This window comes from Pseudarthrobacter siccitolerans (assembly GCF_030823375.1).
GTDB lineage: Bacteria > Actinomycetota > Actinomycetes > Actinomycetales > Micrococcaceae > Arthrobacter > Arthrobacter siccitolerans_A.
Window position 1 is genome coordinate 3,866,264 of the sequence record NZ_JAUSXB010000001.1, and the last position, 20,084, is coordinate 3,886,347.

Consider the following 20,084-nt stretch of genomic DNA (forward strand, 5'->3'; position numbering starts at 1 on the left):
GTAAGTAAGCTACGCCTACGGTGTAAGGTAAGTCAATGGATCAAGGAGAAAGAGGGGGCATGCCGGAAAGGAAAAGCCAGCGGGTCGGGGGGCGGGCACGTTTGAACCGCGGCAGGGTACTCGAGACCGCCATCAGGCTTGCGGATGAGGGTGGGATCGAAAAGTTGTCGATGCGCCGGCTGGGGGATGAACTGGGCGTGGAAGCGATGTCGCTGTACAACCATGTTTCCAATAAGGAGGACCTGCTCAACGGGATGATCGATGCCCTCTACGGTGAGATCGAACTGCCATCCCATGACGATGACTGGAAGACCGCCTTGCGCAAGCGGTCCGGCTCGGTGCGCGCTGTCCTGCAGCGCCACCCCTGGGCCAACGGACTCATGGACTCAGCCACCCAGGCCGGCCCCGCCACGCTGAGGCATCATGACAGGGTGCTCGGGACATTCCGGAACGGGGGATTTTCCCTGGCTATGACGGCGCACGCCTTCTCCGCTTTGGATAGCTACGTGTACGGCTTTGCGAAGCAGGAAAAGGCCCTGCCCTTCGATTCGGGCGAAGAAGCGGCCGCCATGGCCCACGTCATGCTTGCCCAGCTGCCGTCCGGCGAGTACCCCTACCTGCATGAACTGATGGCCAAGCATGTCCTCCAGCCGGGATACAGCTACGCTCACGAGTTCGCGTTCGGGCTGGACCTGGTGCTCGACGCCCTGGAGCGGGCCAGGGATTCAGGGGCCGAGGCGGGGGACTAAGCGGCCTGGATGGAAGGCCGGGGCTTTGATGCGGGATCCTGCGCGCGGCGGTAGATGAAGTATTCGGCCACCGCCAGGCTGAGAACCCATGATGCCCCGATCAGGAGTGCCCGGGTCAGCTCGTTCACTGGCCCCACCAGGACAATCCAGGGAATGGTCACCACAACAATGGTTCCCTGGGCAACGCCGATGGCGTACGCCCGGGACATCCACTCACTGTGCCGGACGTAGTTCCGGCGCCGCACGGCGATGAATCCCAGGATGATGAACGCCACCATGGCGGATCCGAAGACCAGGCGGAGGGCGAGGAGAAGCGGTCCGTCCAGGGGTGGGAGGTCGTAGAAGACAGCCATCCACAAACCGGACAGGGCGGCGAGCAGGCCGGTAGGGGCGAGGATGCGGCCGGCGATTTTGTGCCAGCTTGCCCTGCGGCGTTTGCCGCGCCGCAGCGTGGGAACGAACTGGAACGCGCCCAGCACCAGGTACACGGTGACCGTAGGAATATGGATCAGCACGGGGACAGGCGAATCGAAGAAGCGCGCGTTGTCCGGGGTTACCTGGCCTCCCGTCAGGTCGGTCAGGCGGACGGCCCCGGCGATGATCGGGACGAGGCTGAGGAGGATAAGGCCGGCGGGCGCCAGCCACCGGGACTTGGGGTTTGGGCGGGAACGGCGGATAGTTGCAGAGCTCATGGTCTCGCTTCTCTGAAGTGGCTGGGCCTTGCCCTGGCACGGACATCGTTGTTCCTTCAGGCCCTGCGGTGGGAGTCCAAGCGTTGATGGCCGGAATAACGGTGCCCAGCAGCACCTATTCGTACGGCGTAGGCCCAACCTACTGCACTTGGTTCCGGCAAGCGACAGGGACGCGGATTCTTTCGACGGCGTCGAGCTCGTGCCACCCGGCCAGCCCTGAAAACGCTGACGGCAGCAATACAACACCCTCACCGCTACGAAGACTGGGTGGGCGGGGACTGCGCCCACTGAGGTGGTTCGAAGGAGAGGTCCGATCGTATGAACGAAAAGAGCCGCAAGGCGCTCATCAGCATCCCCATCGCGGTGGTGGCGGCGGTGCTCATGGCCCTTGCCGGAAGCCAGGGCGGGGCAGCTCTGGGCGGGTTCCCGGTGTTCGCGCTCGGTGTTGCCGCGGCGTTCGTGATCCAGTGGCTGGTGTTCATCCCGTCCTACAAGGCGCAGACGGAGAAGTTCTACGATCTCACCGGAGCGCTGACCTACATCTCCATCACGGTGTTCCTGGTGCTGGCCTCCCCGGGCGTGGATGCTCGCGGCCTGGTGCTGGCGGTGATGGTGGTGCTGTGGGCCATCCGGCTGGGCAGCTTCCTGTTCCTGCGGATCAGCAAGCACGGCAAGGACGACCGGTTCGATGACCTCAAACCGGACTTTTTCCGTTTCCTGAACACGTGGACCATCCAGGGCCTGTGGGTGGTCCTCACCGCGGCGCTGGCGTGGGTGGCCATCACCTCCGACAAAAAGGTAGGCCTGGACTGGTTCTTCTGGGTGGGACTGCTGGTGTGGGCCGCTGGCATCACGGTGGAAACCGGGGCGGACGTCCAGAAGGCCCGGTTCAAGGCCGACCCCGCCAACAAGGGCCGCTTCATCAACACCGGCCTGTGGTCAAAGTCCCGCCACCCCAACTACTTCGGCGAGATCACGCTCTGGGTGGGCGTCGCCATTATTGCCCTGCCTGTGCTGCAGGGCTGGCAGTGGGCCGCGCTGGTCTCCCCGGTGTTCGTGGCCTTGCTGCTCATCAAGGGCAGCGGCGTGCCGCCGCTGGAGGCCAAGGCGGACAAGAAGTGGGGCAGCCAGGCGGATTACGAGGCGTATAAGCAGAACACCCCGGTGCTGGTGCCGAAGCTTAACTAGGGTCAGGTGTCCGGTTCCCCGGCCCGCCGGTCCCGGTGGTGCAGTTCGTAGCTGTCGAACACGTCCGAAGAGGTTGTTCCGGAATGGCCGAATCTGCCGCGAAGGACGTCCGCGAGTCCTTCCAACGCTGAGTGCAGCATCCGGCCCGCAAACCGGAGTTCCTGGTTTTGGCTCTGGCTGGCTTCGGATGCAAGCTCCTGGGCGTAGGCAACGGTGGCGGGCAGGGAACCCCGCTGATCCACTTCGCGGAAGTAGTAGGTTTCGTGGAACGCCAGCAGATCTATGCTGACGGACGCCACGTTCCCTGCCATCGACTCCAGCAGCCCGGCCGCATGGCCGGGTTCCAAAGCGGACAGGCCCGCAGGTCCTGCCGCCTCCCGGAACAGGTTCAGCTGGTGGGCAAGGGCCCGACGGCGGTTCAGGGCAGGATAGGTCTGCAGGATCCACGTGACCGTGGCGGTCAGCAGCCCGAACCCGGTGATGGCCTGAAAGCCGGACACCAGCCGGAGCAGCGGATCGGCCGCCACGATCTCACCGAACCCAACGGTGGAAAGACTGACAAGGGAGATGTAGAGCGCTTCGGCAAAGTCCGCGTGCCGGGGAACGCCGGGCCCGTAGACAAAACCGTCCGGCAGATGGGGGAGGTACAGCAGCGCCCATCCGGTGGCAGCCAGGCTTGCCCAGGCGGCGATGACAGCGGCCATGGCCAGCGGCGCCGCAACGGAGGATGCCCGGCCGCGCAGTTTTTTCGTCAGGAACCAAACTCCACGCATGATCGCGCGTCCCGCAGGGCCGGAACCGTGCGGATAGAGAAGCGTGTGGAAGACGTCGGCGAGCATCAGCAGAATCAGCCCGGCGCCCAAAACCGTCCACAGGGTGTCCGCGAAGTTCATGCCTCATTTTAGGACGGCACCGTGCGGGAGCCGGGGGAACGGCCGCCTGCAGCAGCCGGTTGCACTCCGGGAGCGCATTCCGGGAGACCGGACCAAGTTCTCGTCCATCCTTTGGTGGGACAATGGATCCAGGACAGCTGTCACGGTGCCGGCCCCGGTACCGGCACGTCCCGCTCAAAAACCAGGAGGGGATCCTGATGGACCCCACCACAGTCGTTGTCATCGTCCTCGTCGTCGTGCTGCTCATCGTGGCGAAAATGGCTATCCGGATCGTGCGCCAATACGAGAAGGGCGTGCTGTTCCGGCTCGGCAGGGTTGTCGGTATCAGGGAGCCCGGCCTGCGGCTGATCATCCCGCTCGTCGACCGGCTGCCCCTGGTCAGCCTGCGGATCGTGACCATGCCCATCCAGTCCCAGGGCATCATCACGCAGGACAACGTGAGCGTCGACGTCTCAGCGGTGGCCTACTACCGCGTGGTCGACGCCGTGAAGTCCGTCGTCGCGATCGAAAACGTGGCTGCGGCCATCGACCAGATCGCCCAGACCACCCTGCGGAAAGTCGTCGGCCGCCACACCCTGGACCAGACCCTGTCCGAGACCGAACGGATCAACGACGACATCCGCGAAATCCTCGACGTGCTCACCATCGAATGGGGCGTCGAAGTCACCTTGGTGGAGCTGAAGGACATCCAGCTGCCCGAAAGCATGAAGCGGGCTATGGCCCGGCAGGCTGAAGCCGAACGCGAAAAGAGGGCCAAGATCATCGCCGCCGAAGGCGAAGCCATCGCAGCAGCTGCCCTCGGGGACGCCTCCGACACCATGATGGCCCACCCGCTGGCCCTGCAGTTAAGGAACCTGCAGTCCCTGGTTGAAATCGGCGTCGACAAGAACACCACTGTGGTCTTCCCCGCCCCGCTGATGAGCACCATCGGTGAGCTCTCCGCGTTCCTGGCCCGCGAAAATCAGGCGGCAGCCGCTGGCGGCAAGGCACCCATCAAGGCGGCATAACCCTCGGCAACGCTTACCTGCAGGCGAGCCCGCTGTTTTAGGAGCTTCCTTGCCCGATCAGGCCGTTCCTTACCGCGAACAGGGTGGCACCCACCCGGTTGGTTGCCCCGATTTTGGCGTAGATGTGCTCCACGTGGTTGCGGACGGTCTTCCGGGCGAGGAACAGGCTGGCGGCAATCTCGGCCGGAGTCATTCCTCGGCACAGCATGCCGAGGATTTCCACTTCCCGGGGCGTGAGCCCGGCCGGAGGGACAGGTGGCCGGTGGGGCTGCTGGCCGGCCGCTACGAGCACGCCGTCCGCAGCCTCCGGGCTGAGCCGCCCGGCAGACACTTCCCGCCGGAGCCTGGCAGCTGCATCAGCCGGCGAGAGCGCGGGCCGGTGCGGGCGCGGCTCCAAAGAGGCACGGTAGGAGTCGGCCGCCGCCAGGATCCGCTGCTTGATCCCCAGCTCCGTTCCGCCGATCCCGCGCGGGTAGCCGGACCCGTCCAGCCGCTCGTGGTGTGAGCCGGCCAGGGCCGCCTCGCCCTTCAGCCCGGGCACGCGGCCGAGGATCCGTTCTCCCAGGTACGGATGCATGTGGATGCGTTCCAGGTCCGCGCGGGTCAGGGGCTCCTTCTTGTCCCACACCTGGTTGGATACTCCCAGCCGGCCCAGGTCGTGTACCCATCCGGCGCGGCGGAGCTCCCTGACGTCGTCGGCCGGCAGGCCATGCTCCTCGCCGGCGGCGGCGGCGAGGGCGGCCACGGCGCGGGAGTGCCCCGCTGTGTAAGGGGACTTGAGGTCTGCGAAGTCCCCGATCGCGCGGAGCACCGCATCCAGCTGGGGGCCGGACAGTGGAGCGTCGTTGGGAGCCAGGTCCAGGGCCGCCTGCCAGACGTCGACGTCGAGGAGTCCTTCGGTGAGTGCCCCGGCCTGGTCGATGAACAGTCCGGCCAGGGCGGGATCGAACTGGCTGCCGCGGCGCGCCCGCACCATGGCCACGGCACCGGCCACGCCCTCCTGGCGCAGGAACACCTCTGCCGTATCCGCGAGATGCATGATCCGCATTTCCAGTGGGATGTCCGGCCCCGCGATGCCCTCCGGCAGGCCCTTGCCGTCCCACCGCTCAAAGGTGTGGGCGAGCAGTCCTGCCACCCCGCCGTCGAGCCCAACATTGCTGGCCAGCACCCCGGCGGAGATGCAGTGCGAGGCGATCATGTTCCGGACCGCGGTGCTGCCCGTCGCCGCGAAACGCGTCCAGTTTGCAACCCGGGCGAGTGGCGGGAGGCCCGCGCCGGCATGGCTGAACATGCCGGCGTACATGGGCAGGCCGTGCTGGTCGCGGTTGTAGTAGTCGGCGCGGAAGGCGATATCGTCCGTGAACAGTGCGGCCAGTTCGAAGGAATCCGCGTGGCAACCGATCCATGCCACCTGGTTGGCGTAGTAGAGCCTGCCCTGGCCGGCAACGTCAACTCCCGCTGCCCGGGCGATCCGTAGCGCCAGCAGGCAGGACCGCAGCATGTGCTCCATCGGTTGCCCCAGCCCCAGGTCAATGGCGAGTGACAGCGCGGCCAGGACTTCACTGCGGCGGGGCCCAGCCGGTGACTGCTTCACATCTGCCATTCTAGGAAGCCATCACCGCGGGCAGTAGGAACCATGCCGCGGCTGTTACGCCGCCTGGTTCTTCCCGGCGCGTGCCCGGGCGGATCCCGCCCCGCCGGGCAGGGCTGTGGACGGGAACCTGACGCCTACCCGGGCTCCGAAGAGTCCACGTTGCGGAAGCCAGAAGTCCGCGAGATGGTCCTGCACCTTCAGTGCCCCCGGAACGCCCGCGTCCTCACCCACGATGGTCGCCTGGGAATCCGTGATCAGCCACAACTGCCGCGGCTGGGCTTGGAACGTCTGGCCGTTGGGCACCACGCCGGAGACCTTCATCTTGCCGGCGTTCAGCAGCGGGCCGGCGAATGCCCCCATGGCGCGGAGCACAAGCTCGTTGCGCCACAGCCTTTCCGGCATCCGCATGGCCATCGCGGTCAGCATCGAGGTGGCCGCGGAGGTGCCAAGCTGCAGGCGCCACTCCATAACGCCCGGCACCGTGATCACGGCGGTGAAGGGTCCGCTCCACTGGATGTCGACGTCGGTCTCCACCGTATGGTGCACGGCCGACCCGAAGTAGCGTGCGCAGCTGAACTCCGGTGCGGCGTTGGCGTAGATGGTCCACTCGCCACCGGGCGTGCGGTGCCAGACGGAGCGGTAGCCGGGGCCAACCGAGCTCACCGGAAAATCCCGGAAGGCCAGGTAATGGCCGCTGGTGAAAGGCAGCCCCAGGACGGCGTAGCCGGCGAAATGCTCGGCTGCGTCTTCCGGAAGTTCGGTAAGTGTCGGTGTTGCCCCTGCTGATGACTGCGGCTGGTAGATGGTCATGGCCGCCTCCTTTTCTCTATGTCCTGAGCCTAGGAGCGGGCCGCAGCAAAGGCATGGGGCATCTGCCCCATTTTGTTTTCGCCGCCCGGCAGGTGGGGACGAACGACGGGATTTCACTAAGGCGACGAGGGAAGGTGGGCGCTCAGGAAGAACCCGCTATCTCTCGGTCCCCATTCGATGCTTCCTCCAGCGACTTCCACCCTCTCCTTAAGCCCCAAGAGCCCATAGCCTGAAGTACCGTCAAGATGGTTCTCGGACGTGCCGCCACCATCATCAGAGATGTTGAGAGTCAGTGAGCGGGGTTCCCACCGGAGATCGATGAGCGCAGTCGTTCCGGAGCCGGCGTGCTTTGAAATGTTCGTCAGCGACTCCTGCACTACACGGTAGGCCGTGTGGCCCACGCTGGGGTCAAGCCTTCCCGCCTCCCCGTGGGCTTTCACGTCCACTTGCACTCCCGCTGACCGGACAGGTTCGATCAGCCATTTGATGTCATTCAGGGTGGGAAGCGGGTTCTGCTGTTCGTTGGCTGGTTTCCCGCCGGGCGGCTTCAGCAGTCTCAGGAGGCGGGCAAGTTCCTGCGTAGCCTCCGTTCCAACGGATTCGATGACTTCCAGGGCCTGGGCTGCGCGTTGGGGATCGGTGTCGATAACCCTGCGGCCGCCGGCGGCGTGCAGCATCATCACCGTGACGGCGTGGGAGACGATATCGTGCAGTTCGGCGGCGATGTGCGCGCGTTCCTGGGCGATTGCGGCTTCAGCCTGGCGCCGGTCTTCCTCCAAAGAGTTGATGCGGAGACGGTTCCGCGCCACAAAACGGCCGAAGGCCCACGCCCCTCCCAGCCACACGGCCCCGGTACCGATGAACCACAGATCCTCATCAAAGGGCCTGCCGCGTGAAGTGATCAGGACAGGAAAGGCGACTGCGGTAATGAGGGCCGTCAACGACTGCCGAAGCGGGCGATCGGATGCCACTGCGGCCAGCGTGACCAGGACAGGCGTTATTGGCATGTAGGGGATCCGGTAGACCTCCGAGAAGTTGAAGTACGTCGGAGTGGCGAAGACTACGAAGATCGCCTGGTGCAGCAAGAGCCCGGCGAAAACCATAACCGGGGCGCGGTGCCTCCAAAAGAGTGGGACGAATCCGCCCGCTACGTAAACAAGAGCCGCCACAGCAAGGACTCCCGAGAGCGAGCCGGACGTAGCCGGAAAGAAACTGGCGAGCTCGACGGCAAATGCCAGCAGCACGACGGCGAAATCTGCCCTAGTGAAGCCGGGTGGCCGGTTCACCCCCAGACCGGAGCGTGACACCTTGGATATCGGCGATCTTTGGACCACTGTCCACCTCACAACGGGTTCTCAGTCAAGGCTGTGCCTCTGTCCTCAGTGTGCGCCCGGGCAGGACTTTCTTCATCCACCCTCCGTATGAGCGATGGCATACACCCCCGGGTGGACCATTGCGGTAATCGGGAATGGCGCCCCAGGGCTGGAATGCTCAGCGGCGCCCGTCCGGTTTGACCAGGCCCAGCCGGTACGCCGCCGCCACCGCCTGCGCCCGGTCTGCCACGCCAAGTTTCATCAGGATGCGGTGCACGTGCGTTTTCACTGTGGCCTCGCTCAGGAATAGCTTCGCGGCGACCTCAGCGTTGTTCATTCCGCGGGCAATCGCCGCGAGCACCTCCCGTTCACGGCGCGTCAGCTCATCCAACTCCGCCGGGGTGGGAAGAGACGACTCCGCTCCGTTCGAAAATTCCTCGAGGAGTTTGCGGGTGACATTCGGGTCAAGCCATCCCGCTCCCCGGGCCAGGGCACGGATGGCGGATGCCAGGATGCGCGGCGCCGAGTTCTTGAGGATGAAGCCAGAGGCGCCGGCACGGAGGGCGGCATGAACGGCTTCATCTTCATTGAAGGTGGTCAGAATGAGCACCGGTACCGCTTCTGTGCGGCCGGTATTGAACTCTTCGGAGGTGAGGATCCGGGTGGCCGCGACGCCGTCCATGACCGGCATTCGAATATCCATCACCACCACATCGGGCTGAAGCCCTGCGACCACTTCAACGCCGGCGCGGCCGTCACTGGCCTCCCCGACGACCATGATGTCGGGCTCTGACTCCAGCAGCAGCGCCAGCCCTGCCCTGATCAGGGCTTCGTCATCGACGAGGACCACACGGAGGCGGCCGTCGGCTTCACCGGCCGGCACGGGCGCACCGCTTCGTGTGCCATCCATGAGTGGACAATATCCATCCCCACGCTGAAAAGCCACGGCCAAAATGAAGCCAGGGATCCGGCGTCGCTACGCCCTGGGATGTAGCTGATAACCGCGCAGCATCCTCGCCTGATGTACATCGGAATGGCTACCGGGGGTCGACGCGCCATATAGGTTCCGTGATCAACACTGGTGCCTATCAACTCCATGAAAAGAAGGTCATGGAGGAGAAAACCAAGGAGCTCCCGATGGCTTGGAAATCCAGACAACGAACAGCATGGGTGACCGTAACCATCGTCTTTAGCCTCGGCTTCATGGGGGCAGAGCCCTCCGGGAGCGCACGGGACAGCACAGTACCTCCAACATCAACGGGCTGGCGGGACGTCCCAAGTCAACAGAATCATGCGGCCATTCCGCTGGAAGGCTCACCGGAACTCTGGAAGTTCCGTCGCCTCACCTCCAGATGAGGCAGCAAAGATCCCGGCCGACCCACGTCTTGGACTCCCTCCGAGTCTGGACGTCCGCACCAAACAACCCGCCACTGTGGCACGACCACCAAGGAAAGGAACCATCATGAAAACCCGTCCAGGCCCAGCAAACGAAGTACAACCCGGGGGCCATAGCGGTTCGGGACAGCCGACACGAGGGGGAGCCATGACCGCCATGGACCGGGTCGGAGCTCTCAGCGGCGCCGTATATTTCATCGTGGCGAACGCTGCAATCGCCATAGGCGCAGACCCCGCAACGCCTGATGCGCCCACGGGGCAGGAGAGCCTCGATGCTTTGGCGCGTATGGCCGCAAACCCGGCCGCCCAAGCGGCGACGAGCCTCGAATTTCTGGCGTTCACGGCTTGGATGGTTTTCGTCGGTTACGTTTGCTGGCGCCTGCGCGCTGCGGGCTGGGTGGCGGCCGTGGCCCTGGTGGGCGGTGTTGTCGAGATTGCAGTGAAGCTGGGCTCCGGGGGCCCCCTCATTTCGGGTTATTTGCTGCGTGACCAGATTTCGCCGGAGCAGGCAGCCGTCCTTACCCAGATAAACAAGGCCGACTTCATGGTCGGACTGCTGCCAGCCGGACTGTTCGTGCTCTGCGCCGCGATCGCTGCCCTCAGGACGAGGGAGTTGGGCCGCGTGCTGGCATGGTCCGGCATTCTCATCGGGGCGGGCAATATCGTCACTTCGGCGGTCATTGGCGTGAATCTTCCCGAGTCCGGCTTCGCGCCGACGTTCCTGCTGATCCTGGTATGGGAACTGGTGATCAGCCTGCGCTGGGGCTTCGCCCGCAACCAGTCCCGGATTCGGGCCGCAGTCAAACCGGTAGATGCGGTAACGAGCTAGGCGTACGACGGCGGCACCCGGGGCGGGTGCCGCCGCTCGGCGTTTGGCGCAGGCATTACAGCACCAGCGGTCCGCCGCTCCGGAGCGACGCAACGACGTCGAGGATCGCCTGGGTGGTGATTGCGGCGCCGGCCTGGTCGGCAACAAGCGCTTCATGGCTTGCCCAATCGATGGTCTGGTGAACACTGTTGGTGGAGAGGCCGGCCAGTTCGTCCTGCGCGTCCTGGTGTTTGTTGCTGTTGCCGACGCCGGCTGTCAGCACCACCAGTGGTTTGCTGCCGAAGTCCCGCAATGACGCCGCCTCCTGCATGGACGTGTTCGCTTGGACGTACTCGTCGATGGTGCTGCGCAGGTTCGCCGGGCTGGCGATGTTGGCGCGGACCTCGTCCCGGGACCTGGCCGGCAGGGAGCCGACCTCGAGCGGGGCGTACACCCGGCCCAGGCCCAGCCGGGCGGAGGTGGAGATCAACGCCGAGAGCCGGCCAAGGGCGTCATAGCTGCCAGGGGCCGCAACCACGCCGGGATTGTCTGCTGCTGCCCTGTCCGTGGAGTCGATCAGCACCATGGCGGCCACTTCGTCGGGGTAGCGGGCGGCGAAGGTGAGTGTGTAGAGGCCGCCGAAGGAATGCCCGGCGAGGACGTAGGGTCCGGGGACGTTACCGCGGTGCAGCAGGGCGTGCAAATCGGCGGCGATTTGGGTGGCGTCCTGGGCGTTGTCAGCAGGCTCGCTCCACCCCCGCCCGGCACGGTCGTAGGCGCAGACCCGGGTGTTGTTCGCTACGGCGGCGGCGATCCACCCGTGGTTCGAGGACATCTCACCGGCGCCCGGTTGAAGCACCACCGTGGGGCTGCCTGACCCGGTGCAATTCAGGTGCAGCCTGTAACCGCCGACGTCGACCAGCTGGCCAGGCATCGGGAACGCCCTGGCATCGGCTGCTGCACCCAGCGTCTGGTAGCCGCCGCCGATTGAGGCGAGGGCCAATACCGCCAGGACCGGGTAGACCAGCCAGCCTCTGCTCCTGCTGTGAAGTTGCCGGCGGACACGGATGGACATCCAGATCGCCAGGGCGAGGAGGGCGGGAGGCCACACCCAGCTGAGCGGCCCGTCCACCGCCGAGCCGAAAACCACCAGGAGGAGACCGCCGGCGCCCATGAACACCGCGGGAGCAATTGCCCAGCGCTGCGGCTGGTCAGTGAGCCGTACCGAGAGGATGGCCAGCACTGCCCACCCCACGGCAAAGCCACACAGGACAGCGCCGGTCATCTCGCTCTCCCGCGCGCGGATGAAGGAAGCGGCGGCAAGGAGCACGGCGGCGAGGAGCCCCGTGGCCAGGGAGACGGCCACAACCCGGCCAATGCGCCACCTCGCCACACGGCCGGAGGGGCGGGAATCAGCGGGACCGCTCTTTCCGAAGTCAGGATGCGTACGGGGGGTCTGCGGGGTGGTGGCCACGGCGGGCTCGATTCAGGGAGGTGGCGTCGCGCGAGTACAGCCATCTGCACCTGGGGCACGTGCCGTCCCCTTGACTATAGGCCTGTTCGCAAGGGTTTGACCCGGCAAGGGACCAGCCCGACGGCCGGCGTTCACCCCGCCGTCGGGCGATACGTCAGGGGGTCGCTGCCCCAGGGACGGACGTTGGTGAGAAGCTGGTCATTCGTTCGGTTAGGATCGGAGAACAGCCGAGGGGGTCGGCAGCATTCTGGGGGAACTTCATGACACTTAAGCCTTCACGCCCGTTTGCCATGCCGCTCATGGCTGCCCGAAGGGCGCTGCTGGCCGGCGCCGTGCTCTTGCTGGCCACCGCCGTCGCAGCTGTTCCGGCCTCCGCAGCCGACCCAAGGGTGATTGCCGTCGTCGGCCAGCCGTTGGCCGTTGCGTCCGGGCCGGACGGCACGCTGTACGTCAGCGACTATGGCTGGGCCGGCGGCGTCAGCGCCTACAGGCCAGGGGAGACCGCGCCGTCGCGCACCATCAGGACCGGGCACTTTCCCACGTCGCTGGCCGTGACGCCGGATGGGACGCTGTACGTGGCGCAGAGCAGTGACGCGCAGTCCGAAATCGGCGTGGTGGCCCCGGGCGCAAACGAGGTCTCCCTGGTGATGAAGGTGTCTCGCGGCACGCATTGGCTGACTGTTGGGCCGGAGGGGTCGCTGTACGTGGTGAATCCGGACGAGAACTCGGTGTCCGTGGTGAAGCCGGGGGAAGCATGGGTTAGCCGGACCATCCAGGCCGGGCGGTATCCGGTTAAGTTGGCCGTGGCAAGGGACGGGACGGCGTATGCCACCAACCAGCTTGCGGGCACCGTCACCGTGATCCCGGCAGGTGCGCCGTCGCCGTCGCACACCATTGACGTGGGCGCGAAAGCCAATCCGCACGGGATTGCGGCAGCGCCGGACGGGACCGTCTACGTGGCCAACATCCTCACGAACGATGTCGCTGTGATCGAACCAGGCGGGACCACGGTGGCGCGGCGGATTCCCGTGGGTGAGGCGCCGCAGGAGGTGCTGGCCGCCGCTGACGGAACCGTGTACGTGACCAACAGCCTGGACGATACCGTGTCCGTCATTCCGGCGGGGGCGGCGGCTGCCAGGGAAACCATTGCCACCGGCGACGATCCCGGCCGCCTGGTTGAGCGTGGCGACGGTTCCGTGGTGGTGGTGAACAGGCGCGGCAAGTCCCTGACAGTGCTCGACGGCGGATCGGCTGGCCCTGTTGCGGCGCCCGCCACGGGTGGGGAAGAGCCTGCAGCAGCAGCCGACGGCGGCGGGTCAGACGGTGCCGTCATCGCCAAAGGTTCCTTTGACGTGGCCCTTCCGGCCGTCGCCGTCGGGGCGGGCGCTTTGTTTCTCGCCAGCGCTGCTTTCCTCGTTGTGCTGCTTCGGCGCCGCGGAAAGGCCACCGGGGCGAACGGCCCGGTGGCCTGGACTTTGGAGTAGGGCTCGCGCACAGCGGCCGCCGCACGCCGTCGGCTGTTAGCCTGCGGTTATCAAAGTGCCGGCTGTTTGTGGGTATGCCGATGTCTTGTTGGTTGCCTCGCGAAGGATGGGCTGGAACGACGTCAAAGGGGGAGCGTTGTGGGTGGAAGATCCCAGCCGAACGAATCGGCCCAGCCGCGCTGGGCCAGAATCGCCGTCGTGGCCTATTTGTCTGTGACGTTTGCCGTTGTTGTCACATCGCTTCTGGCCGGAACCGTGGATACGGGCCTGGATGCGAGGTTCAAGGACGGCCTGCTGCACGCCATGGTGTTTCTGACGCTGCCCGTTTCGGCTGCATATTTCGTCATCGGGGCTTTTGGGTTCGGGGGTGGACCGGGCCTGGCCACGGTCCTCTACTTTTGCGGATACCTCCTCCTTGCGGTGGTCAACGCGGGTGTCTTCCGCTGGGTTGTCCGCAGCGCACGGAAGCGTGCGCCCGTTCCCACCGGCGTGCCCGGCACCCCGCCCCTGCAACCAGCCGTGAGGCTGCGCGGGGTAACCCCGGACGTCAGAAAGCTGTGGTGGACCGTGCCGCTGGCAGTGCTGCTGAGTCTTCCGCAATGGCTGGTGGCGGGTTTTGCCTGGTGCGGGATCAGCGGTTGCAGCGGCGGAGGTTTCGGGGTGGCCACCGGGACCGAATGGGTCGCCGTCATCCTAAGCGTGGTCAACGGCGTGATCCTGGCAGTGGCCGTGTTCGCAGTGCGCTGGCTGTATCCCACCCGGCAACGTGCCCTCATTGCCCTGGCAGCCGGGACATTCTTCGCACTGCTGGGCGCTGCAGTCACCCACGGGTAGGGGCGGCGGCTGCAGGAGTTTGAGTGCTCCTGGCGCTCTGCGGCGGCAACTGCCCGATAAGGTCAATCCATGACCACTGACGCTCTACGGCCCGTCTATTTTCTTTCGGACAGCACCGGCATCACGGCGGAAACCCTGGGCAACACGTTGCTGACGCAGTTTCCCGGGAACAATTTCGACCGCATCACCATCCCGTTCATCACCACCGTTGACCAGGCGCGGTCCGTCGTCGGGATCATCGACGGCGTTGCCGCCACCGGCCCCACGCCGCTCGTCTTTTCGACGGCGGTCAGCAGCGAAATCCGCCAGACGCTGTCGGCATGCCAGGGGATCATCGTGGACCTCATCGGGACATATGTGGGGCAGCTGGAGCAGGCGCTGGGCAGCCATGCCAGCGGGGAACCCGGGCGGGCGCACGGCCTGGGAAACGCCGCGCGCTACCAGTCCCGGATGGCCGCCGTCGAGTATGCCATGGAGCACGACGACGGCCAGAGCCTGCGGGCGCTGGAAAAGGCCCAGGTCATCCTGGTGGCCCCGTCCCGCTGCGGGAAGACGCCCACCACCATGTACCTGGCGCTGCAGCACGGGATCTTCGCCGCGAACTTCCCGCTGGTGGAGGAGGACTTTGAACGGGAAGGGCTGCCCAGGTCGCTGAAGCCGTTCGTGTCGAAATGTTTCGGCCTGACCACCAACCCGCTGCGCCTGAGCCAGGTCCGCACCGAACGGCGCCGCGGCTCACCCTACGCCTCGCTGCGCCAGTGCGGGTTCGAGCTGCGCAGCGCGGAGCGGCTCTACGAATCCCACGGGATTCCGTACCTCAACTCGGCCAGCGTGTCCGTGGAGGAGATGGCGGCCACCATCCTGCAGAGAATGAACCTCAAGCATTAGGGAAAACGTTTCAATAAGTGAGCTGGCGCACATCAGGTGGCGCGTCTCGCTCAGGCCTGCCACTGTGGAGGGGATTTGTGCCCTCCACCGGCCACCGCCGTGAGCAGGGCCTTGGCACTTCACCCTCTGCGAAGGAGCAGTAACTATGGCAACAGACATCCTGTGGTTCTCGGAACTCGGACTCAATGACCTGGACCGGGTGGGCGGCAAGAACGCCTCCCTCGGCGAGATGGTGCAGAACCTCACTTCTGCAGGGGTTCAGGTGCCGGACGGTTTCGCCACCACTGCGGATGCCTACCGCCGCTTCCTGTCCGATTCCGGGCTGGACCAGCGGATCGTTGACCGGCTGGTGGGCCTGGACACCGACGACGTGACGGCCCTGGCTGCCGCCGGGCAGGAAATCCGGACCCTGATCCGCCAGACGCCCTTCCTGCCGGACTTCGAGGAACAGCTCCGAAACTCGTACCGGGAACTGGTGGAGAAGCACGGCGGCTCCGATGACCTGTCTTGGGCTGTGCGGTCCAGTGCGACGGCGGAAGACCTCCCGGACGCGTCCTTCGCCGGGCAGCAGGAGACCTTCCTGAACGTCCGCGGGATCGAGAACATCCTGGCCGCCATCAAGGACGTGTTCGCGTCGCTCTACAACGACCGGGCCATCGCGTACCGGGTGCACCACAAGTTCGAGCACGCGGACGTGGCCCTCTCGGCGGGCGTGCAGCGGATGGTGCGCTCCGACGTCGGGGCCTCCGGCGTCATGTTCACCATGGACACCGAATCGGGCTTCCAGGACGCCGTGTTCGTCACCTCCTCCTACGGCCTCGGCGAGGCCGTTGTCCAGGGCGCCGTAAACCCGGATGAGTTCTATGTGTACAAGCCGGCGCTGCAGGCTGGCCGTCCCGCCATCCTCAAGCGGGGACTGGGCGAGAAGGCCCTGCAGATGACATACACGAGCAGCCAGGAGATCGGCCGCACCATCGACTTTGTCCCCGTGGAGGCGTCCCTGCGGAACCGCTTCAGCCTCAGCGACGACGACGTCGAGCAGCTCGCCCGGCACGCCGTGGCCATCGAGAACCACTACGGCCGTCCCATGGACATCGAATGGGGCAAGGACGGGATCGACGGCGGCCTGTACATCCTGCAGGCACGCCCGGAAACGGTGCAGTCCCGCCGCGCCCCCGGCAGCCAGAGCCGGTTCCGCCTCAACGAAACCGGCCCGGTCCTGGCCGAGGGCCGCGCAATCGGCCAGCGCATCGGTGCCGGCAGCGTCCGCATCCTCACCGCCATCGACCAGATGGCCGCGTTCCAGACCGGCGACGTCCTGGTGGCTGACATGACCGACCCTGACTGGGAACCGATTATGAAGCGCGCCTCCGCAATCGTGACCAACCGCGGCGGACGGACCTGCCACGCGGCCATCATCGCCCGGGAACTGGGGATCCCCGCCGTCGTCGGAACCGGCTCCGCCACGGAGGCACTGTCCGACGGGCAGGAGGTCACCGTTTCCTGCGCCGACGGCGAGACCGGCGTCATCTACGAAGGCCTGCTGGACTTCACCGTGGAGGAAACCGGGATCACCAAGATGCCCGACGCCCCCGTCAAGGTGATGATGAATGTGGGCACCCCGGAACAGGCGTTCACCTTCGCCCAGCTGCCCAACCACGGCGTGGGGCTGGCCCGGCTCGAGTTCATCATCAACCGCCAGATCGGCATCCACCCCAAGGCGCTGCTGAACCTGGACAGCGAGCCGGAGGATGTGGCCGCGCAGATCCGGGAGCGGATCGCGGCGTACAGTGGCCCGCGGGACTATTACATCAAGCGCCTGGCCGAAGGGGTGTCCACCATCGCCGCCGCGTTCGCGCCGGAGCCGGTGATTGTGCGCATGTCCGACTTCAAGTCCAACGAGTACGCCAACCTCCTGGGCGGGCCGGCCTACGAGCCGCACGAAGAGAACCCGATGCTCGGCTTCCGCGGCGCCTCACGCTACCTGGAACCGTCCTTCCGCGACTGCTTCGACCTTGAGTGCGAGGCCCTGTCCTTCGTCCGCAACGAGATGGGCCTGACCAACGTCAAGCTCATGATCCCGTTCGTGCGGACCCTCGAGGAGGCCCGCGGCGTCATTGAGCTGCTCGCCGAGAACGGGCTGCGCCGCGGCGAGAACGGCCTGGAAGTGATCATGATGTGTGAGCTTCCCTCCAACGCGCTCCTCGCCGACGAGTTCCTGGACCACTTTGACGGCTTCTCGATCGGCTCCAACGACATGACCCAGCTGGCCCTGGGCCTGGACCGGGATTCAGCGATTGTGTCCGCAGGCTTCGATGAGCGCGATCCTGCCGTCAAGAAGCTCCTCAGCATGGCCATCCGGGCCTGCCGGGAACGCGGCAAATACGTGGGCATCTGCGGCCAGGGCCCCAGCGACCACCCGGACCTCGCCGAGTGGCTGGTGGATCAGGGCATCGACTCCGTCTCCCTGAACCCGGACACCGTGGTGGACACCTGGCTCCGTCTCGCGGACGTCGCGGCGCGCGCTTCAGCCGTGGCTGAGGCCGAGGACGCGTTCGTGGCGGGTGCCGGGGTCCGCTAAGCCCTTGGATGGGTTGCCGTGCCGCCGTTGGGAATCCCGACGGCGGCACGCGCCTACGCCACCCCTGTATCCTGACAAAGTAGGTTCAAAGTAGTCACTCTCCGGCTGGCCCCCGGACTCTTGGAATGGATTCCTTATCAGTACCGAGACGCCAGCTCCCGGGGGAATCCCGACGTCGGACCCCAAGCCCCCGCGCGCAGCTGCGGCGGAGCCCGCCCTCGTGGCCTGGGCCGAGGCTGGTGAGAGCCTGACCGCGCGATGGCGTTCGGCGAACGGCAGACCGGCGCCGAAGCGCGTCGAAGTGGTCTCCGACTCCCTCACGGCCGATGATGCGTACCGGATGGCGTCCCAGGGGATCGCGATGCTCTGGCACGGTGACTTCCACAACGGGCGGCAGATCCTCAGCGCCCTGGACCGGCGGGTAGGCGCCGGCAAGAAAAAGACCCCAGGAACTCCGGCCGATGTGTTCTATCGCTATCGCCAGTCCCGCTCGCATCGTGCACGCATCCTCGGCCTGCTGCTGATTCCCCTTGATCCTGGCCCGGTGGTGCCGCTGCGCCGCGCACCGGATATCAGGGAGGCCGCCGCGGAAGCGTACGGTGATATCGGCGAATCTTCCATCGTGTCCCTGCATGAGCTTGTCGGGGCAATTGGCGCCCACCAGTGGCGGCGGAATGGCGTCTACGTCGATGCCCTCCACGGCCGCATCCACCCGCACTATGGAACGTTCTTCCCCACCCGGAGCGAGTATGTGGACCTTGTGGCCGCCGCTCCGCTGCCCTCTGACACGCTGGCGTTCGACGTCGGAACCGGCACCGGGGTGCTCGCTGCCATCCTCGCGCGCCGCGGCGTCCGCCGCGTGGTGGCGACGGACAATGAACCGCGTGCCATCGCCTGTGCCGGTGAGAATTTCCGGAACCTCGGTGTCCAGGACCGTGCTGAGGCCGTCCTGACCGACATGTTCCCGCTCGGACGGGCACCGCTGGTCGTGTGCAACCCGCCCTGGATTCCGGCCACGCCGCATTCCAGCCTGGACAGCGCCGTCTACGACCCCGGGAGCAGGATGCTGTTCCGCTTCCTGAACGAACTCCCCGACCATTTGGAACCCGGTGGTGAGGGCTGGCTTGTTCTCTCCGACCTGGCCGAGCACCTTGGCCTGCGGTCGCGTGAGGATCTGCTGACCGCCATCAAGGCGGCCGGGCTGAAGGTGGTGGAACGGCTCGACACCAGGCCAACGCATCCGAAGGCATCGGACCGCGGCGATCCTCTGTTCGCTGCGCGCGCGGCCGAGGTCACGTCCCTGTGGCGGCTTGTTCCCCGGTAGTCCAGGGCACTGAGGTGTAGGACGCGCAGCAGGCAGTGGTCCTGCTCCTAGCCGTTGTCCGCGCCGTCTCCGGTGTCCTCCCACATGACATCCAGATTGTGGAAGATCACCGGTCCATCGCACAGTTCCGCCATCTTGGCAGCGAACTCCGACGTTTCCGGCCGGCCGGAATTCTCCATTGCCGAGTCGAAGGATTCGAAGTGGACGATGGTGAAATAGGTCCCGGGATGGTCCCTGTCCGCCGTGGCAATAATGCGGCGGAACGTGGCCGGAGTGCTCCCCCCGGTTCTTGAAGGACGGCCCAGTTCTTCGATCTCCTTGATGCGGGAGGTCTTGAATTCGATGATCTGCACAAACCCGGCCATGACGGCTCCTCGACGGCGGTGGACGTTGGTCCGGATCAGCCTAGTCCCGGCGTCGGGCGGCGAACAGGGCAGAACTGCCCTGGCTTAGCGCTATGTGATGCTGGAGCCGGGGCAGGGGATGACGTAGTCAGCCGTAGGTGGCAAGCGTAAAGGTGACCCTTCCCACCTTATTTTGAGCAGCTCATGATAACCCTGTAAAGTTGGGTACAGGCCGCCGTAGCCCTTGAGTACCGCACCGGTGAACATACCCGGGCCAGCGGGGCAAGCGCCACATGCGCAACCGCCCTCCTGCTTGAGCGGCACAAGAACCTGTATGGCCCTCATCCCGAAATCCCACGGAGAACCCATGACTTTGCTGACCGAACGCCCCGCAACATCCTCATCCGCCGCCGACGCCGCCGTGCGCGGCGGCAGCTACGTGACTCTCCCCGCCGGCAGCGTCCCGGCCGGCGTCGAGGGCAGCTATGTCACCGTCGCTGGCGCCCGTAACCTGCCTCCCGTCACCCGTGGCAGCTATGTCACAGTAGACGGCGGTCCCGTTGTTGCCGCCAGCGTCATCGAGGGCAGCTACGTAACGCTTCCAACGGCGGCCTAGGGTCCAGCGCCCAGCGGGGGATAGCACCACCGCGCGGGCATAAAAGGAGGCCGACGGCGACACTGGGTGTCGTCATCGGCCTCCTTTTTC

The 20,084-nt window shown here is 65.9% G+C and carries 18 protein-coding genes; 10 read left to right on the forward strand and 8 right to left on the reverse strand.

The features are described 5' to 3' along the window. The first annotated feature begins 59 nt into the window (after positions 1-59). Positions 60-749 carry a TetR/AcrR family transcriptional regulator gene (locus tag QFZ36_RS18030; protein ID WP_306638399.1) on the forward strand — a complete coding sequence of 230 codons (690 nt, stop codon included), beginning with the start codon at positions 60-62 and terminating at the stop codon, positions 747-749. Here QFZ36_RS18030 and QFZ36_RS18035 read toward each other — a convergent pair. Continuing rightward, positions 746-1,441 (reverse strand): DUF2306 domain-containing protein, encoded by a 696-nt coding sequence (locus QFZ36_RS18035; RefSeq protein WP_306638400.1) that lies wholly within the window; start codon positions 1,439-1,441, stop codon positions 746-748. The genes QFZ36_RS18030 and QFZ36_RS18035 overlap by 4 nt on opposite strands. 318 nt (positions 1,442-1,759) lie before the next feature. On the opposite strand from QFZ36_RS18035, the gene QFZ36_RS18040 reads away from it, so the two are divergent. Then, entirely contained in the window at positions 1,760-2,629 is an 870-nt protein-coding gene (locus QFZ36_RS18040) for a DUF1295 domain-containing protein (RefSeq protein ID WP_306638402.1), read from the forward strand. Between the two features lie 2 nt (positions 2,630-2,631). Here QFZ36_RS18040 and QFZ36_RS18045 read toward each other — a convergent pair whose 3' ends face one another. Beyond that, positions 2,632-3,522, reverse strand: coding sequence for a potassium channel family protein (locus QFZ36_RS18045; RefSeq protein ID WP_306638404.1), 891 nt, complete (start codon positions 3,520-3,522; stop codon positions 2,632-2,634). Between the two features lie 197 nt (positions 3,523-3,719). On the opposite strand from QFZ36_RS18045, the gene QFZ36_RS18050 reads away from it, so the two are divergent. Next, complete coding sequence (locus QFZ36_RS18050) at positions 3,720-4,529, forward strand: slipin family protein (protein WP_306638405.1); 810 nt, start codon at positions 3,720-3,722, stop codon at positions 4,527-4,529. Between the two features lie 37 nt (positions 4,530-4,566). Here QFZ36_RS18050 and QFZ36_RS18055 read toward each other — a convergent pair whose 3' ends face one another. From QFZ36_RS18055 to QFZ36_RS18070, 4 genes are all read right to left on the reverse strand, one after another. Beyond that, positions 4,567-6,123 (reverse strand): HD domain-containing phosphohydrolase, encoded by a 1,557-nt coding sequence (locus QFZ36_RS18055; RefSeq protein WP_306638406.1) that lies wholly within the window; start codon positions 6,121-6,123, stop codon positions 4,567-4,569. 54 nt (positions 6,124-6,177) lie between these two features. Next, entirely contained in the window at positions 6,178-6,933 is a 756-nt protein-coding gene (locus QFZ36_RS18060) for a hypothetical protein (protein ID WP_306638407.1), read from the reverse strand. A 116-nt stretch (positions 6,934-7,049) separates the two neighbouring features. Beyond that, positions 7,050-8,219 carry a sensor histidine kinase gene (locus QFZ36_RS18065; RefSeq protein WP_306638408.1) on the reverse strand — a complete coding sequence of 390 codons (1,170 nt, stop codon included), beginning with the start codon at positions 8,217-8,219 and terminating at the stop codon, positions 7,050-7,052. 205 nt (positions 8,220-8,424) lie between these two features. Further along, a complete protein-coding gene (locus QFZ36_RS18070; protein ID WP_306638409.1) occupies positions 8,425-9,156 on the reverse strand; it encodes a response regulator transcription factor in 732 nt (243 codons plus the stop codon). 633 nt (positions 9,157-9,789) lie between these two features. Between QFZ36_RS18070 and QFZ36_RS18075 the strand changes: the two genes are divergently transcribed. Further along, complete coding sequence (locus tag QFZ36_RS18075) at positions 9,790-10,470, forward strand: hypothetical protein (protein ID WP_306638410.1); 681 nt, start codon at positions 9,790-9,792, stop codon at positions 10,468-10,470. 55 nt (positions 10,471-10,525) lie between these two features. Here the strand turns inward: QFZ36_RS18075 and QFZ36_RS18080 are convergent, their stop codons facing one another. Continuing rightward, positions 10,526-11,923 (reverse strand): alpha/beta fold hydrolase, encoded by a 1,398-nt coding sequence (locus QFZ36_RS18080; protein WP_306638412.1) that lies wholly within the window; start codon positions 11,921-11,923, stop codon positions 10,526-10,528. 260 nt (positions 11,924-12,183) lie between these two features. Here QFZ36_RS18080 and QFZ36_RS18085 point away from each other — a divergent pair, with 260 nt between their 5' ends. The 5 genes from QFZ36_RS18085 to QFZ36_RS18105 all read left to right on the forward strand — a co-directional run bounded on the left by QFZ36_RS18085 (position 12,184) and on the right by QFZ36_RS18105 (position 19,034). Further along, complete coding sequence (locus QFZ36_RS18085) at positions 12,184-13,407, forward strand: virginiamycin B lyase family protein (protein WP_306638413.1); 1,224 nt, start codon at positions 12,184-12,186, stop codon at positions 13,405-13,407. Between the two features lie 138 nt (positions 13,408-13,545). After that, positions 13,546-14,241 carry an SCO4225 family membrane protein gene (locus QFZ36_RS18090; protein WP_306638414.1) on the forward strand — a complete coding sequence of 232 codons (696 nt, stop codon included), beginning with the start codon at positions 13,546-13,548 and terminating at the stop codon, positions 14,239-14,241. 69 nt (positions 14,242-14,310) lie between these two features. Continuing rightward, positions 14,311-15,129 carry a pyruvate, water dikinase regulatory protein gene (locus QFZ36_RS18095; protein ID WP_306638415.1) on the forward strand — a complete coding sequence of 273 codons (819 nt, stop codon included), beginning with the start codon at positions 14,311-14,313 and terminating at the stop codon, positions 15,127-15,129. Positions 15,130-15,274: 145 nt separating this feature from the next. Then, positions 15,275-17,710 (forward strand): phosphoenolpyruvate synthase, encoded by a 2,436-nt coding sequence (gene ppsA / locus QFZ36_RS18100; RefSeq protein ID WP_306638416.1) that lies wholly within the window; start codon positions 15,275-15,277, stop codon positions 17,708-17,710. A gap of 301 nt (positions 17,711-18,011) precedes the next feature. Next, positions 18,012-19,034, forward strand: coding sequence for a N5-glutamine methyltransferase family protein (locus QFZ36_RS18105; protein ID WP_306638418.1), 1,023 nt, complete (start codon positions 18,012-18,014; stop codon positions 19,032-19,034). Positions 19,035-19,081: 47 nt separating this feature from the next. Here QFZ36_RS18105 and QFZ36_RS18110 read toward each other — a convergent pair whose 3' ends face one another. Then, on the reverse strand, positions 19,082-19,399 hold the full coding sequence (locus QFZ36_RS18110) for a hypothetical protein (RefSeq protein WP_306638419.1): 318 nt from the start codon (positions 19,397-19,399) through the stop codon (positions 19,082-19,084). A 346-nt stretch (positions 19,400-19,745) separates the two neighbouring features. Between QFZ36_RS18110 and QFZ36_RS18115 the strand changes: the two genes are divergently transcribed. Next, positions 19,746-19,994, forward strand: coding sequence for a hypothetical protein (locus tag QFZ36_RS18115; RefSeq protein WP_306638420.1), 249 nt, complete (start codon positions 19,746-19,748; stop codon positions 19,992-19,994). The last annotated feature ends 90 nt before the right edge of the window (positions 19,995-20,084 follow it).